At 34.7% G+C, this 16,820-nt stretch carries 17 protein-coding genes; 3 read left to right on the top strand and 14 right to left on the bottom strand.

Annotated elements, in window-relative coordinates; all coding sequences use genetic code 11:
- Window position 1: 1 nt before the first annotated feature.
- Window positions 2-958 (bottom strand): hypothetical protein, encoded by a 957-nt coding sequence (locus tag H1R81_RS05980; protein ID WP_181839747.1) that lies wholly within the window; start codon window positions 956-958, stop codon window positions 2-4.
- Window positions 959-1,130: 172 nt separating this feature from the next.
- Between H1R81_RS05980 and H1R81_RS05975 the strand changes: the two genes are divergently transcribed.
- Window positions 1,131-2,351, top strand: coding sequence for an ABC transporter permease (locus H1R81_RS05975; RefSeq protein ID WP_181839746.1), 1,221 nt, complete (start codon window positions 1,131-1,133; stop codon window positions 2,349-2,351).
- On the opposite strand, the gene H1R81_RS05970 is transcribed toward H1R81_RS05975, so the two are convergent.
- From H1R81_RS05970 to rbfA, 7 genes are all read right to left on the bottom strand, one after another.
- Entirely contained in the window at window positions 2,352-2,774 is a 423-nt protein-coding gene (locus H1R81_RS05970; protein WP_181839745.1) for a hypothetical protein, read from the bottom strand.
- A 66-nt stretch (window positions 2,775-2,840) separates the two neighbouring features.
- On the bottom strand, window positions 2,841-4,037 hold the full coding sequence (locus tag H1R81_RS05965; RefSeq protein WP_181839744.1) for a nucleoside permease: 1,197 nt from the start codon (window positions 4,035-4,037) through the stop codon (window positions 2,841-2,843).
- A gap of 61 nt (window positions 4,038-4,098) precedes the next feature.
- The gene (locus tag H1R81_RS05960) at window positions 4,099-5,121 is read right to left on the bottom strand and encodes an SPASM domain-containing protein (protein WP_181839743.1); all 1,023 of its coding nucleotides are present in this window, start codon (window positions 5,119-5,121) and stop codon (window positions 4,099-4,101) included.
- Between the two features lie 43 nt (window positions 5,122-5,164).
- Complete coding sequence (locus H1R81_RS05955) at window positions 5,165-7,678, bottom strand: M1 family aminopeptidase (protein ID WP_181839742.1); 2,514 nt, start codon at window positions 7,676-7,678, stop codon at window positions 5,165-5,167.
- A 159-nt stretch (window positions 7,679-7,837) separates the two neighbouring features.
- Window positions 7,838-8,881 carry a hypothetical protein gene (locus H1R81_RS05950; RefSeq protein ID WP_181839741.1) on the bottom strand — a complete coding sequence of 348 codons (1,044 nt, stop codon included), beginning with the start codon at window positions 8,879-8,881 and terminating at the stop codon, window positions 7,838-7,840.
- A 30-nt stretch (window positions 8,882-8,911) separates the two neighbouring features.
- On the bottom strand, window positions 8,912-10,117 hold the full coding sequence (locus H1R81_RS05945; protein ID WP_181839740.1) for an FtsX-like permease family protein: 1,206 nt from the start codon (window positions 10,115-10,117) through the stop codon (window positions 8,912-8,914).
- A gap of 33 nt (window positions 10,118-10,150) precedes the next feature.
- Window positions 10,151-10,528, bottom strand: coding sequence for a 30S ribosome-binding factor RbfA (rbfA, locus tag H1R81_RS05940; RefSeq protein WP_181839739.1), 378 nt, complete (start codon window positions 10,526-10,528; stop codon window positions 10,151-10,153).
- Window positions 10,529-10,689: 161 nt separating this feature from the next.
- On the opposite strand from rbfA, the gene H1R81_RS05935 reads away from it, so the two are divergent.
- Window positions 10,690-12,099 carry a hypothetical protein gene (locus tag H1R81_RS05935; RefSeq protein WP_229251054.1) on the top strand — a complete coding sequence of 470 codons (1,410 nt, stop codon included), beginning with the start codon at window positions 10,690-10,692 and terminating at the stop codon, window positions 12,097-12,099.
- 19 nt (window positions 12,100-12,118) lie between these two features.
- Here H1R81_RS05935 and rpiB read toward each other — a convergent pair whose 3' ends face one another.
- Complete coding sequence (gene rpiB, locus H1R81_RS05930) at window positions 12,119-12,547, bottom strand: ribose 5-phosphate isomerase B (RefSeq protein ID WP_181839738.1); 429 nt, start codon at window positions 12,545-12,547, stop codon at window positions 12,119-12,121.
- Window positions 12,548-12,663: 116 nt separating this feature from the next.
- On the opposite strand from rpiB, the gene H1R81_RS05925 reads away from it, so the two are divergent.
- Window positions 12,664-13,392, top strand: coding sequence for a TIGR00730 family Rossman fold protein (locus tag H1R81_RS05925; RefSeq protein WP_181839737.1), 729 nt, complete (start codon window positions 12,664-12,666; stop codon window positions 13,390-13,392).
- 76 nt (window positions 13,393-13,468) lie between these two features.
- Here the strand turns inward: H1R81_RS05925 and H1R81_RS05920 are convergent, their stop codons facing one another.
- The 5 genes from H1R81_RS05920 to H1R81_RS05900 form a co-directional block, all read right to left on the bottom strand.
- A complete protein-coding gene (locus H1R81_RS05920) occupies window positions 13,469-13,891 on the bottom strand; it encodes a BrxA/BrxB family bacilliredoxin (protein ID WP_116985402.1) in 423 nt (140 codons plus the stop codon).
- Between the two features lie 87 nt (window positions 13,892-13,978).
- Complete coding sequence (locus tag H1R81_RS05915; RefSeq protein ID WP_116985401.1) at window positions 13,979-14,290, bottom strand: DUF59 domain-containing protein; 312 nt, start codon at window positions 14,288-14,290, stop codon at window positions 13,979-13,981.
- 8 nt (window positions 14,291-14,298) lie between these two features.
- A complete protein-coding gene (locus H1R81_RS05910) occupies window positions 14,299-14,727 on the bottom strand; it encodes a SufE family protein (protein WP_181839736.1) in 429 nt (142 codons plus the stop codon).
- A 15-nt stretch (window positions 14,728-14,742) separates the two neighbouring features.
- On the bottom strand, window positions 14,743-15,993 hold the full coding sequence (locus H1R81_RS05905; RefSeq protein ID WP_229251053.1) for a cysteine desulfurase: 1,251 nt from the start codon (window positions 15,991-15,993) through the stop codon (window positions 14,743-14,745).
- A gap of 56 nt (window positions 15,994-16,049) precedes the next feature.
- Window positions 16,050-16,820 carry an O-methyltransferase gene (locus H1R81_RS05900; RefSeq protein ID WP_181839735.1) on the bottom strand — a complete coding sequence of 257 codons (771 nt, stop codon included), beginning with the start codon at window positions 16,818-16,820 and terminating at the stop codon, window positions 16,050-16,052.

The raw sequence follows: 16,820 nt of genomic DNA, 5'->3' as shown, positions 1-16,820 counted from the left end.
ATTAATGAGCGGTTTTTAATAAATCAATCAGTTTTTGTGTACGGATATCACGACCTTTAGCATTAAGGTGGTATACCATGTCCTGACACAAGCTATCAGCAAAAACAAAGTCCTTTAATTTCCCTAAAATCGGGAATCGAGCTTCACTCTTAAATTCCTTATCAAGTTTATTGATAATAGTCTGGTCGTGCTTATAACTTGATTTTGCGTAAGATGGATATGAGTAATATACCATCACCCCCTTTTTTTGCATTCTTTCATAAAAAGCATTCATATCGGCAATTGCCAGATGCATACTTACTTTATCATTGATAACAGCAGGAGGGATACTTTTCAATGATGGATTATTCAGATGGCTGATCAAATCACCATACTGATTAATGGCCCTTCTGAAGAAAATGCTCGTGTTGTCTTCTACTGTTGGGGGTACTTCCTCCTTACTGCTTAATCGTTCAAGTATCAATCTCAGATTTGAAATCCTAACAATTACATTTTCTCTGATATATTGTGTGATACTCTTATAATCGAACCATTCGTAAGCCTTCGGAAAAATCTTTGCCATTTGTATTTTTTCTCCGACATCCCCCTCTGTTTCTATAATATACTCAAAGCCCATAATTACAGTATCACCTGCTTTCATTTCGCCCTGAATTTGTCGAAGCATAAAATCGGTACCATAGTCATAGTGCATAGCCATATTTACAACAGGCTTATGAAGACTTTTTTCGATCATTTCGCTGTTGATGCCATAAGCAAAATTTGAACCTGCTATCAAGACTATTTTTGGAGAAGGTAAAGATTGAAGCCGTTTGTATTTTTCAATAATACTGGCGGTATAGGATATTTCTAAATTTCTCTCTGTATATGGATTAAACTGGTACAATAATTCAACGGTTCCTAAACTGATTAAACCTAAAAGAAAGATTTTAAATAAAAATACTTTAATTTTATAATACATGAACGATACAGTTGAGGCCATTTTGCAGCCTTACTCAATTGAAGGATTAAAATCTAAAAAACTTTTAATGTTAAAAGTAATTACTATCGTTTTAAACAAAATTAATAGCTTTGTAAAATCTTTCGTTATCAAACGATAATCAGTATTAGCTCAGGCTTGCTCAAGAAAACCTATGAATTTATCCCGCTTTATCTCCAAACGCATACATAAAACAAAATCAGAATCTTTCACTTCTACTGTAATTAAGGTTGGAGTAGCGAGTATTACAATAGGACTAGTTGTCATGATTATCTCCTTTGCCATATTGGTTGGGTACAAAAAAGCCATCAAAGATAAACTTTTCAGCCTTAGCTCTCATATACAAGTCAGCAAAATTACACTGAATCAGTCGTATGAAGAAACACCAATGCCAATAAAAACAAATTTTTATAATAATTACCTTCAAAACTCTCAAATTCGACATGTACAGGCTGTCGGTAATAAAGCCGGAATGCTAAAGTCGAGTGAAGAATTGGCTGGGATTATTATCAAAGGTGTTGGCAGAGATTACGATTGGCCAACATTTTCAAAGAATCTTGTAGAGGGAAAGATAATAAATTTTGCAGATACTACTTTTTCAAATGAAGTAATTATTAGCAAAAAAATTGCAATAAGGCTGAAAATAAAATTATTAGACGAAGTTCTGATATACTTTATTCAAACTCCACCAAGAGTCAGAAAAGTAAAAGTAATCGGTATCTATGAGACCGGATTAGAAGAGTTTGACAAAAACTTTATCTTAGGGGATCTGTCATTGGTGCAAAAAATGAATGGGTGGGACGATAATACCTGTGGACATTACGAGATATTCTTGAAGAACTTCGGCAAATTAAACGAAGCAGCTAAAGATGTTACCAATGAAATCAATCAGGACATGAAAGTTACTAAAATCACTGAAATGTTTCCTGCTATTTTTGATTGGTTGAACCTATTAGATAAAAATATCCTGATTGTATTGGGATTGATTTTATTGGTTGCCTGTTTTAATATGATTTCAGTATTGTTAGTAATGATGATGGAAAGGACTCCAATGATTGGTATGTTGAAAGCTTTGGGTTCTGATAATGTTCAGATTCGTAAAATTTTCGTTTTTAATGGTCTTAATATTATTCTTAAAGGAATATTATATGGAAATTTAATTGGAATTGGCTTAGGGTCTATTCAATATTATTTTAAAGTAATACCACTTGATCCCGAAAATTACTATATAAGTTACGTACCAATCGAATGGGATTGGTTAATTATAGCGTTACTTAATATTGCCACTATTTTGCTCATATTGGCTGTTATCACTATTCCGACTTTAGTAGTTTCTAAAATGAGAGTGGTAGAAGCTTTGAAATTTAAGGAATAATTATTGGTAGAAATACTGTTTTCTTTTCAATATAAGAGTATCACTGGTTTTTACATTTACCATTATTATTTCGCGACATTGGTTCGATAAAATCAGATATTCTATTGTTCTGTATCCGTGAGTATTTGGTCCACCATTATCAAAGAATACTTTTAGCGTATCAATCTTTTCATTTTGCCACCTGCTTGCAAACACTTCTTCATTAAAAATCTGTGTCAGATATGTATTTTCTAAAGTGGTGGTTGTGTTATCGCTATAAAATCTCCAGATAAATTTTTTGTCATTGCTGAATACCTTCCATTTGCCAATAAAATTTTTACTCTTGTCGTCCGGTAATTTACAATTCATATCATCTAATGAATTAAGCGTTGTACAAGAAGAACAAATAATCAAAGCAGTAAATAATATTAAAATAAATTTCATAATGCTTAAAAAATAATTTCCTTATGAGTCCAAAGTCTCATAAGGAAATTCAAGACAATATTAAGGTCAAGCTTTGGCAGTTCTTGTATTATCCTTAAAAATCAAAATAAAAAACACTAATACTACTGCGGCAATCCCTGCAGGAACAAGCCAAATGGATGTCCAATTCTTTACCCCATCAACCGTGTATATATCTGTTATAATTCCTGCTAATTTAGAACCGATCCCCATTCCTAAGCCATAAGTAGCAAGTGTAATAAGCCCTTGTGCCTGAGCTTTTATTTTTACCCCTGCTTTATTATCAGTATAAATCTGTCCGGTTACGAAAAAGAAATCGAAGCATACTCCATGCAAAACAATGGCAAGATAGAGCAACCACTCACTTGTAGCGGCATCTCCATAGCCAAAACAGGCAAAACGAATTATCCAGGCAATCAAGCCGATAGCTAACATCCATTTTACGCCGAATCTTTGGAAAGCGAATGGAATCAGGAGCATGAATATTACCTCTGAAGCTTGCCCCAATGACATTTTATTCTCGACATTCGTCATTCCTGAGTCTGTTAAAGACGGGTTTGCCATTGCATAATAAAATGACAAAGGAATACAGATAAGCACTGATGATATAAAGAAAATAGCGAATGACCTGTCTTTGAAAAGTAAAAATGCATCTGCCCCAAGAATCTGTCCAAATGAAGTTTTCTCTGCTGCTACTTTAGGAGGAGTATCGGGTAAAAACCAACTGAAAAGTCCTTGAACTATTGCGGCTCCCATCGCAATCGTAAAAATAGTTACTTCACCACCCACATTCATAAACCCAATAATATTGGTTACAACAATCCATGAAATAGTTCCCATTACGCGAATACTCGGAAAATCCTTCTCAGGACTTGCAATATGACGCATCGAAATAGACGTGGTTAAAGAAATAGTTGGAGCAAAAGTTATACAATAAGCTAAAATATACCAAAAAAACTGACTTGGGTCTGATATCTTCGTTAAAAAGAAAAGAATAATTGCACCAATGAAATTTAAAACACTTAATACTTTTTGCGCTGAAAAATAGCGATCAGCAATCATTCCAACAAAAAAAGGAGAAATAATCATTGCAATTGAGAAAGCTGTATAGGCATTTCCTACCTGGTCGCCACTGGCCTTCAGAGAATCAAACATGTATTTACTCATTTGACCATACCACGCTCCCCAGCAGAAAAATTGGAGGAACATCATGGTCATCAGCTTCACTCTGACGTTGGTATTCATAGAGGTTGGGTTGGTTAAAAATTAAAGTAATCGGCAAATCTATAAAATGAATATTGAAATATCAACCCCATACCTTAGTTCCCTCTGTGCAATTTTTACACATTTCAATTTCGGCACGGGAGCGTACAAGAGATTGACGAAAATTAGTATAAAGTTGGCTATGCCAAAGGGTTTGAAAGCTGTCATTTTTCAGGTCTCCTAAGCGATGCTCACCGTCTTTATCAAAACAGCAAGGTACTACCATTCCGTCCCAGGTTATTACGCAAGAGTGCCACATTTTCCAGCAATGGTCAAGCAATTTGTTCTTGATTTTATAAGTACCATCAGTCTGTTGAGCATAACGGGCATATTTATCTATAGTTGGAATCAAGTCAGAACCATTTTCATAGCCATAAATCTGGGCAGTTTTAAAAGCTATTTCATCTACACCAATTTCCTTTGTCAATTTTTTAGCTTCTTCCATTTGGTGCTCATTAGGTTTCACTACTAGAAACTGGAAAATGACATGAGGAGTAGCCGATTTCAACACTCTCTTCCATTTAACTATATTTTTAGCTCCTTCAATTACTTTTGATAGATTCCCCCCTACTCTATATTGCTCATATATATCTTGAGTCGTACCATCAATCGAAATAACGATTCGGTCTAATCCAGACTCTACAGTACGTTTGGCATTGGCATCGCTCAAATAATGAGCATTCGTTGAAGTAGCAGTATAAATGCCTTTTTGCGAAGCAAATTTTACTAATTCCAAAAATTTTGGATGTAGATATGGTTCACCTTGAAAATAGAAAGTAAGATACAGTAAAGTCTTCGAAAGCTCGTCTATTGTTTGTTTAAAGAGTTGTTCATCCAACATACCTGTTGGTCGTGTAAAACTTCTTAAACCACTCGGACATTCAGGACAGCGTAAATTGCAAGAAGTAGTAGGCTCAACAGATATGGCAATAGGTAAGCCCCGATGAACAGGTTTTCCTGTCATTTTCGACTCCACATAGCTCGAAACATTCTTTATAGCATTCCATGCACGGGCTGGGGTTACTTTAGAGAAAAAATTCAGACCATCTTTCAGATTTCTGTTCATTTTTGAGAGCTGTGTAACAGGATAAAAAAACGATGATTTTTGATTACAAATCTTTGTATTGCTGATAGACTTTCTGTAAACGCTGGTCTTTTTCTGTGGCAATTACTTCTTTTATTATATCTTTCGCTTCTTTCAAATCACTTAGTAAAGCCAAAGTCTGTAACCCTGCAAATCTGACATACCATTGGGTATCTTTAGTAGCAATTTTCTTTAATAAAGGTAGACTTTTAGCTTGAATTTCAGGTGATGATTTCACCAAGTAAGTACCAAAAATACCTAAAACCTGATACAGGTCTCCTCCACTCATCTTACTTAAGTGTTTTATATACCAATTAAATCTTTCCGGGGCAGATTCTTCAGAAAAATAATTAGCCACTGCAGAAAAAATGGCAGTATTATATGAATTCTCATATTTCTTTACTAATTCTGCAGCATCAGTTGGACGGCTCCCAAGTATAGCTTCAAGTGCAGCGGCTTGTACAGTATAAGAAGTGTCATTTAGTGCTGCACGAAAAAGTTTATCATTCTGTGAATTCTGAAAACCTTTCATAGCAATAATGGCATCAGCCCTTACATAAGAACGTTCATCATTTTGAACACGGCTCTGCAATGCTCTTTCAACCTCCAAGAAATCATCACCATCGTAATCATACAATTTCTGAACAGCCAATTGCCTGACCCGCCAAAATTTGTCTCTTGTGGCGTCAATTAAAACCTTGCGAATATCCTTATCCAAAGCAGGACTGACCACCATACTATCACCTTCGGGCACATAAGTAAGAATTTCAAGGGCGTTCAAACGAGCTGGAACTCTCTCTGCATGATAATATTGATAGATATAGTCTTCTTTGTTTTTCTGGAATAATACTCTACCTACTAAGGTATTTTCAGGGTCAAGATATACCATCTGTGGCGATGTCTGTAGATTCCACTCAAAAGTATTGGTAAATTTATCAACTAAAATTTCATGTACAGATTTCTGATTATTAGACCAGATTTCAACTTGCAATGGTAATCGGTAAAGAGTTGAATAAGTAGTATCCTGAATCTGATTAATTACTAACTTAAGTTTACCGTTGGTGTATTCTTGAATAACTTGTAAATCCGGATTTCCCGACTTCATGAACCACTGGTCGAAAAACCAATGCAAATCTTCTCCTGTTACCAACTCAAAAGCTAATCTTAATTGATCAATCTCACCTGTTTTAAAAGCATTTTGAGTAAGATATAATTTTAAGGAAGCAAAGAATGCTTCATCTCCTACCTGTTTTCTTAATAAGTGTAATATTCTTCCTCCTTTGGCGTAAGAATGAGAATCAAACATATCTTCCTTATCATTATAATGGTAGCGTATAAGAGGTTCCTGCTTTTCCTGTACCTCGCTAAAATACTGATTGAAAGCAATATAAGCCACCAAGTCAGCTTCATCCTGCCCATACTTGTGAGCAGTCCAAAGATATTCGGAATAATTGGCAAATGATTCATTTAAAGGTAGGTTAGCCCATGATTCAGCAGTTACCAAATCTCCAAACCAATGGTGAAACAATTCATGCGCAATTACACCATCATCATTATCATCAGCCAATTGGTGATTATCTTTCTGAACAAAATCACCATGCACCGTTGCCGTTGTGTTTTCCATTGCTCCTGATACATATTCCCTTACAGCAATCTGAGAATATTTATCCCACTGGTATCCTACACCTAATAAATTCTCAAAATAGCTAATCATTTCAGGAGTACGCCCGAAGATATTCATGGCATATTTTTCAAACTTCGGCTCTACATAATAACTTACCTCAAATTTTTTGTAGTTGGGGTCTACTACCTTCCTAAAATCACCAACTGCTATCATGGTAAGATATGGTGCCGCCGGCTTATCTTGTCGCCAATAGTCAGTTCTTGTACCATCACTGTTTACTTTAGATGAAATCAATTTTCCATTAGAAAGGGTCAAGTATTTCGCATCAACTGATCGTTTATCTAAGGTAATGAAAATTTCAAGAGTAGTTTTCTGATTAGGAGAATCAATAGTTGGAAACCAACATGAATTGGCTTCTGTCTCTCCCTGAGTCCATATCTGTCTCGGTTTTTCTGGGTCTGAGCCATCAGCATTGATAAAATATAAACCTTTATCGGCCGTTATAGCTTCGCTCCCACCGGCGGGTAATTCATTTGGTTTAGCTATATATACTATCTGTACTTGCGCTGAATCTTTTCTGGTGAGAGTTTTACCTAAATCTATTTTCAGTAAACGTTGATTATAGTCAAACTTTAATTCCTTATTTTTCATTCTTACCATCTGTACATCAAAGCCTTTGGCATCTAATTCAAGTACACTTTGAGGATAAAAATGTGGTTTAAAAGTTATGGTAGCCACACTATACATTTGCTGCTTATCCCAATTTGGTCTTAATTCTAATTTAGTATGAATCAGATCATTCTTCTTTGTTCGCTCAGGATTATATTTTCCTTGCGATGGTGTAATATTAGGAGGTTCCTGCGCCCAAGCAGCAAAAACAAAACATATAAATATTAGCGAACTTAATAAACGCATGTGGCGAAAAAATTACAGAATGAGCAGTTGAATGTGTTAGTGACTAAATAAAAAATATAATTACCATTTACAATTCTATTCCTGCCCGCTCACATCTTTAAAATGTCAAAAATATTAACAAATATATAAAATTACTCGGTTATACATTTCAGCATTTGTTTACTCCGCTTTCTTTTTCTGATTTTGTTTTTTCAGATCAATGTAATAGTGCTCTCTCACTTTATGCAAAATATATTCATCTTCGGTTTGTTCAACCTTGTAATCTCTTTTAAATTTAAAATCATCCAGGCTGGCATACCCACCTTTGATCGTTAAGGTCAGAATATTGCTTGATTCATCAAACGACCAGGTTGATTCCTCTGTATCAATATCAAGAAAATCAATACCAGCACAGAATTCAAGAGTTGGGTCCATCTGATAATCATATTCTAACTTCCCATTTCCTGCAAAAGTCAGTATTAAAGTATTGATTCTGAATTTGGATTTATCGTATGAAGTAAATTTGATGGTATTCTTTATGATTTTATTAGTCAGCAAAATCCAGCGCTTTGAATCTGACAATAAAATTTTAGTATGTGTTATACTCTCAGCTAATTTTACTGCCTCTATTTCTTCTTTTCTTAATTCTTTTGCATCTACAAAAGATATTTTTGCTTCTTCTTTTACTTCTTTAACCAAAACAGGACTAATAATTTCAGCAGATTTACCATAGGTCTCTTTAACCAGAGATTTTGTAATTTCACTTTGGGTAACCGGGTTTTTCAGACTCTCGGCAACTTGTTCAGAAATTCTTTTTAATACATACCCATCATTAATTGGTTCAATTGTATAATATCTTTTAAAATTAAAATCATCAAGGCTTTTATACCCCCCTTTTAAGCTCAAAGTCAATACAGTGGTAGCATTATTATACTCCCAGGATGACACCTTAGTATCAATATCTAAAAACTCAGTTCTACCACTGGCTTGTGTATGCTGATTAGTTTCGTAATCATACTCAATTTGTCCATTCCTTCCAAAGCGCATCACGAAAGTATCTGCTTTTAGCTTCGAAGGGCTATATGATGCTAAATAAATGTCATTTTTTTCGATTCGATTTGTGAGGAGTATCCATTTTTTTGACTGCAGGTTCAGACTGGCAGTTTGTCCGAAACTCTGCGTAACAACTAAGGTTAGGGAAGTAAGTTTAAAAAGAAGGTTCATTTGTATTTTTGTCAACTTTGAAAAATCTTATCAATATTCACTCGAAGCACGCCTGGCGGGGAAGTAAGATACTAAAAGCGTAATAATTACAACAGCTACTGCGGTAATCAAAAAATCCATAGGGTTAATTTTTACCGGATAAGCATCAACTACTGCACTATCCATACCCATTCCTAACCAACCATATCTTTCTTGGGTCAGGCAAAATACAAACCCTAATATAAGACCAACAATTGTCCCAATAAAAGAAATAATTGCCCCTTCACTAAAGAATATTCTTCTTATTAACGAATCATCAGCTCCCATCGCATATAAAGTCCTCACTTCGTCTTTTTTATCTATTACCAGCATAGTCAGTGAGAAGAAAATATTGAACGAGGCTACACCAATAATAAAAACTAAGGCTATAAAAATAAACAATTTTTCGATTTTAATCGCTCTGAATAAGTTCGCATTTTGTTGATCCTGATTTTGTACTAAAAACATATCTCCGAAAATAACTTTTATTTCGCCCTGAATTTTGTCAGCATCTGCCATAGGTTTAAGCTGCACTTCTAAAGAAGTGCGCTTGTCATTATATTCGGTCAGCTCTTTTGCAACTGAAAGCGGCACATAAACAAAATCATCATGAAACTGTTCTAAAGCATATACACCTGAAATATTAATTACTTTTTTATTGATGTTATTTTCAGGTATAAGCGAAAGTTTTTTCTGATTTTTAGGATACCAGATCTCTAATGGTTCAAGAATATTATCAATTGAGATATTAAGAGCACCGTAAACGTTGCCACCTATAAATGCATAATCAATGCTGTCTTTATTCAATACAAAACTTCCCTCAACCAATGAACCTTTCAAACGACTATTTTTTTGAAAAGTACTATCTACTCCCTTTAATGTAACTACCATTTTCCCATCTTCGTACATAACTAAGGCATTATCCTGAATTACTTCTGTAATATAGTCTACACCTTCAATCTTCTTGAGTTTAACTAATTTATCTTTTTCAATATTAAACGTTTTTCCCTTAACCGCTGATATTTTAATATCAGGGTCAAATGATTTAAAAATACTCCGATTCAGATCTTCAAGACCATTAAATACTGATAAAACTGCCACTGTTGCCATAGTCCCGATTCCTATACCCAACATCGACATAAAAGAAATAAAGTTGATAAAACTCTTTTTCTTTCGTGATAAAAAATAACGTCTGGCTATTAAAAATGATAAATTCAAAGTGCAGAAGTTTTATTTTCTATGGCGTAAATATTATTCTTCATTTTCCTCATCAGAAACCGGTGGGATAACTATATTAGCAAACAGATTCTCTATTTTTTGTGCATATTCTGCTGTATCGTCAATATAAAACTGTAATTCAGGGACAATTCTTAATTGATGTCTTACCCGGCTTGCCAAGTGGTTTCTGATGGTTTTGGAATGCTCGCGTATTGTTTCCAATAGCCCTTCTTTATCTTTTGTCAGCAAAAAGCTAAGATAAACTCTCGCTATTGCCAAATCTGGAGTAGTTTTTACATCAGTAATTGTAACAAATGCCTTATCAAATGCCTGTTTCATTTCTCTCTGAAAAATCTCTCCCAAATCTTTCTGAATCTGCTTTGCTACTTGTCTTTGTCTTTTCGATTCCATTATGTTCAAATTCACTAAATATTATACAAATATCCGTACTATTTCTGGTTATTGGTTAAGAAAATATCTAAAAATTGTGTTTTGCTCTGTAAATCCATTTTTTTCAACTTTCCTGGATGAATTTTTCATAACTTTGCAAAAAATACATAAACCATAGAGCCTTGTTAACATTTTTCCGATTCAATACTCTTTTCCATATCTTATCTTTATTATTGCTGGTAATTCTTTTGAAATTACCGTTTTTAGGAGATAAGCTCCCTATTTTATTACCTGAATTAGAATGGATGTTAGTAGGAGAAAAAATCCGAAACGGGAGTTTTCTTTATAAAGAACTCTGGACTAACGTTGGCCCATTATCTGCCCTTATCTATTGGTTGATAGATTTATCCTTTGGGAGGGTTCAGTTTGCATATGAGTTTATCGCTATTCTGATTATTTATTTCCAAGCCTTGTATTTTACTTTTACCTGCAATACGCGCCAGACATTCCTTGAAAAAAATTATGCTCCAGGTCTTGTCTATGTACTATTAATGAGTTTGTCTTTCGATATGAGCAAACTATCACCAGTTTTATTAGCCACTACTTTCCTTTTGTTTGCTTTTAACAAGATTGTCAAACAAATGGAACGAAGAGAAGGAGTTTCTGATGAGGTTTTTGAAATTGGTCTTTATATAGGCGTAGCAGTATTGTTTCACCAACCATCAATGGTTTTCATTCTATGGAGCACTGCCTGCCTCTTGTTTTTTACAAATGCTAATTTAAGACAACACTTCTTAGCATTGCTTGGCTTCGCAATTCCATTGTTTTTAGTAACCCTCTATTTTTATTTTAACAATAGCATTGAAGAATTCAAGTATAATTGGTTTAACGGTATATTTAAAATCAAACAATATAGTTTAGAGGACTTCAAAAGTGCCTTATTGGCAATTACTGCTCCAACAATACTTGCCTTTTTGGGATTTCTCCGACAGTCGCAAGCATCTCGTTATAATAGTTATCAGCAACGTACACAGCAAATTATGCTATTATGGGCTGTAATAGCCTTGTTGGCTTTATTTCTATCACCCAATGTGGCACCTATGCAATTCATCATTTTTGTACCATGTTTTGCTTTTTTTGTCACAGGTTTCTTTTTGCACTTCAGGGGTGCATTTTTCCCTGAACTTACGTTTATCATTATATTTATAGGAATTGTTCTGATGCAATACCAAGGTGTAACCCCTGTATTCGGTAAAGGCTTTGAGCAACTTTCAGATATGAGAATAAAGCCTAAACCATTACCCGAATTAATGAAGGGGCAAAAGATGCTGGTAATTGGCGAAAGAATTGATGAGTATAAATTAGGGAAATCGGCTACTTGCTATCTTAACTGGGATTTATCGAAGATTGACCTTGAAAACCCTGATAATTACGAGAGCATTATTAATATTTTCGATAATTTCAAAAAAGATCCACCCACAATAATCATTGATAAACAGAATGTAGTTCCTAAAATCTTTCAAAGAATTCCGGCATTAGCTGTTGATTACAGAACTACCAATATCAAAGGAATTTATCAAAGGAAGAATTGATTCTTCCTTTGATAATCTATCAGCAAGAAATTTTATCTGCTCTGCGGGCATGTCTTCCACCTTCAAAGGTGGTTTTCAAAAATGTCTTAACACAGTCCAATGCTAATTCTAAATCAATAAATCTGGCAGGTAAACAAATGACATTTGCATTATTATGCTGACGAATCAATTCTGCTACTTCTAAGTTCCAGGCTAAACCTGCTCTAATTCCCTGATGATGGTTGGCCGTCATACAAACACCATTACCACTTCCACATATTAACACGCCAAACTCGTACTCTCCTTTTTCAACAGCGCTTGCCAATGGGTGAGTTGTGTCGGGATAATCCATTGATTCTGGTGTATAAGGCCCAAAATCAGCCGTCTCAAAATTCTGACTCTGAAGCCATTTCAGAATTACTTTTTTGTATTCAAAACCTGCATGGTCTCCTGCTATTGCAACTTTCATTGATATATATTTGTTGGTTCAAACTTTTTTTTGCAAATATACGTTTTCTAAATCCGATTCTTCTGTAATTGTTAAAGAAGAATCATTATTTTGTAAGACAAAATTCTATTATTATTATGAGCGAAAAGGAAATTGAATCAAATGAAGAGTTGCTGATACGTGAAGCATTTGTTGAAAAAGGCTGGAATGAAATACATAGCCAGGATTCCTGGCAGATTCTAAAAACTGTTGCCGAATTTGTAGATGGTTTTGATAGGTTAGCAAAAATCGGGCCTTCAGTAACAATATATGGTTCAGCAAGAACCAAACCAGACCATAAATACTATCAAATGTCTGTTGATATTGCAGCTCGATTAGTAAAAAATGGATATGGGGTAATTACAGGAGGTGGTCCTGGCATTATGGAAGCCGGTAACAAAGGTGCCAGTAAAAATGGTGGTAAGTCAATCGGTTTAAATATAAAATTACCATTCGAGCAGGTTCCTAACCAATATGTAGATCCTGATAAAAGTATTAACTTTGATTATTTCTTTGCCCGCAAAGTGTGTTTCATGAAATATTCGCAGGGATTCATAATAATGCCTGGTGGTTTTGGAACGTTAGATGAATTATTTGAAGCGTTAACATTAATACAAACCAAGAAAATTGCACGTTTCCCGATTGTAATGGTTGGAACAGAATACTGGAAAGGATTATTAGATTGGCTTCAGAATACTATGTGCGAAAATGCAAATAATATTAATCCGGAAGATTTAAAATTAATTAAATTAGTTGATACAGCAGAAGATGCAGTTAGAGTAATTGATGAATTCTATGCTAAGTATCTATTGAAGCCAAACTTCTAATAGTTCTTTGGTTTCTCAGAAATACAAAAGTCTCCCAATATCACTAAAGGGAGACTTTTCATTTATTATCTTTTGCTTATGCCTCTGCACAGATTTCGTCAAATGCAGCTACTAAATGCGTAGCAATCATTTCTGCCGAACGACCTTCAATGTGGTGTCTTTCGATGAAATGCGCTATCTCTCCGTCTTTAAAAATAGCAATAGCCGGAGATGATGGAGGGAATGGAATGTACGAGCGTAATTGTTGAGTTGCTTCGGTATCAACACCTGCAAAAACTGTTACAAGGTGCTCCGGCTTTGCTTCAGAACGTTGCAAAGCTAATCTTACACCCGGACGGCAAGTTCCTGCAGCACAACCACATACTGAATTGATTACTACTAATGCAGTACCTTTCTGATTTTCGATGAAATTATCGACATCTGACGGAGTCAATAATTCTTGAAAGCCAACATTAACTAATTCGGCCTTCATAGGTGCTACTAAATGAGGAGGATACATAATATTATTTTTGTTGAAAAATACTTAAAAAAGCTAAGCTGGCATAAGTAGAATTACTGTCTTTTGCAGCTTAGATATATTGTTTTGTTACATAAAACCCAATTCCAATTTGGCTACTTCTGACATCATTTCGGTTGAATAAGGTGGGTCAAAAGTCAATTCTACGCTAACATCACTTACTCCTTCAATTTCTTTTACCTTCTGCTCTATTTCAACTGGGATAGATTCAGCTGATGGGCAAGAGGGTGATGTAAGTGTCATTAATAAGTAAACATTATTTACCGGAAAAATCTTAATATCATATATCAAACCCAATTCATATACATCAACCGGAATCTCAGGGTCATATACGGTTTTAAGTGCTTCAATCACTTTATCTTTTAGTTCTTGTTCGTTCATTTGGGAAGTTATTTATTTTCTTCTATTGTCTGAAATGCCAATGCGTAGGCTTTCATCTGTTTCACCATTGAAGCTAAACCATTTGAACGCGTTTGCGCCAAGTGGCTACTCAAGCCTACCTGATTAATAAAATACAAGTCTGCTTTTAGTATTTCTTGAGGAGTATGCCCGGAAAGTACTTTTAATAACATACTTACGAGACCTCTGACAATAATAGCCTCACTATCTGCTTCAAATATCAATTTTTTATCTTTCATATAAGCATTCAACCATACGATTGATTGACAGCCTTTAATGATATTCTCTTCTGTTTTATATTTGTCGGCTAATTTTGGTAGTTTCTTTCCCAAATCAATGATGTACTCATATTTCCCTTCCCAATCATCAAAAAGTTCAAACTCTTCTATGAGTTCATCTTGTATTTCGTTTATCGTCATGCTTTTCTGAATCAATTAAAGTACCATTTTCTTTACCTTTTCAATTCCCTTCACAAGTTTATCTATCTCATCTTTAGTATTGTAAACAGCAAACGAGGCTCTTGAAGTTCCTGGTATTCCAAATCGTTTCATCAATGGTTGAGTACAGTGATGGCCTGTACGGACAGCTATTCCTTGCTGGTCAAGTATCACACCAACATCTTGTGGATGAATACCTTCCAAAACAAACGAAATCACTGAAACTTTATCTTTCGCCTGACCAATAATTTTAAGACCTTCAATCTTTGACAATTGTTCGGTAGCATAAGCTAACAACTCGTTTTCGTAAGCTGCCACGTTTTCCTTACCTAATTCTTGAAGATATTCAATAGCTGTTTTAACAGCTATTACATCGGCAATATTAGGAGTACCCGCTTCAAATTTATAAGGAAGTTCGTTATAAGTAGTTTTCTCAAACGTAACTTCTTTAATCATTTCTCCACCTCCGCGGTATGGCGGCATAGCTTCCAGTATTTCTTTCTTGCCATACAAAGCTCCCATTCCCGTTGGTCCATAAAGCTTATGTGCCGAAAATACGTAGAAATCAGTATCCAAATCCTGTACATCAATATTTAAGTGTGATGTGGCCTGAGCACCATCGATTAACACCTTCGCTCCTACTTCATGTGCTTTTTCAATAATGTACTTAACCGGATTGATTGTGCCCAAGGCATTAGACACATGCACAACTGATACAAATTTAGTTCTTTCCGACAATAGTTTTTCATACTCATCCAGAATCAATTCACCCTTATCATTAATCGGAATCACTTTCAAAACACAGCCATTTTGCTCGCATAACATCTGCCAAGGTACGATATTCGAGTGATGCTCTAAAGTACTAATGATGATTTCATCACCCGCTTTCAGAAATGCACGGCCATAAGACTGAGCTACGAGGTTAATACCATCAGTTGTACCATATGTAAAAATTATTTCCTCAGGGTATTTAGCATTCAAAAATTTCTGAATGGTTTTTCTGCTTGCTTCAAAAGCCGTAGTAGCTTTTTCTGCTAAATGGTGTATTCCTCTGTGTATATTGGCATTATAATGACCATAATAGTTTGCCAAGGCATTCAGTACAGGCAAGGGTTTTTGTGTGGTAGCTGCATTATCAAAATACACCAGATCTTTGCCATTTATCTTTTCGTCAAGAATTGGAAAATCTGCCCTTATTTTTTCTATATCTAACATCTTAACTTTATCTTTTCTATTTTCAACTAACATCGAAAAAAACGTTTTAGTTTACTTTGTCTACTAAATACGTATAGTAGGTTAATAAATTAAAACCTGAGAACAAAATGCTGCTTTTGTTGCTTCTTTCTAAAAAACACAATTCCTATCCAGAAAATATCAATAGAAATGCTCACCTGTGGTTGATTTATGATATGCTCCCATGCTTTTTTCATTTCTTCAGACCAATATATATCATCAAAAACAAAACAGGTATCTTCATGAATTTTAGATAAACACTTCTCGAAATAATTGACAGTAGGCTCATAACGATGATTGGCATCAAAGAAAGCGAAGTCTATTTTACCGATTTTCTCAAGTTGTATTCCTAAGGTATTATATAAATCGCCAACGATAATTTCAACATTATGAAGTCCTAATTTTCCAAAATTCTCCATTGCTATTTGAGCAGTATTCGGACAGCCCTCAAAAGTATAAACTTTTCCATTTGTATTGGCATTTGCAAGGTAAGCTGTTGTAACTCCTAATGAAGTACCTAAATCAAGAATTGTTTCATAATTATAATATTTGATAATCCGATAAAACAATTGAGCAATTCTGGCGGGTTTCTGAGAGTTTTTAGCAATGTCTTTTATCTTTCTTTGGCTCGACCGATTAAGTTTTGAACCTGCACCGAAATCTGTGATTTCAATCTCTTGTTCATTTCTTAACAAATTATCTCTTAAAGTTTCAATTTCTGAAAAACTCCTTCCAGACCCTGAGCCTTTCAGAACTTTGAGATAAAACTCAAATAAAAAAGGCGAGTGTAGACTATGCTCATTTTTTGCAAGAATGAGGTATTTCAGGTAATCAAGAATCAT

This window comes from Emticicia sp. BO119 (genome assembly GCF_013912375.1).
In the GTDB taxonomy this organism is placed as follows: domain Bacteria; phylum Bacteroidota; class Bacteroidia; order Cytophagales; family Spirosomataceae; genus Emticicia.
Note: the sequence above shows the minus strand (reverse complement) of the source record. Positions and strands in the feature narration are given on the sequence as shown.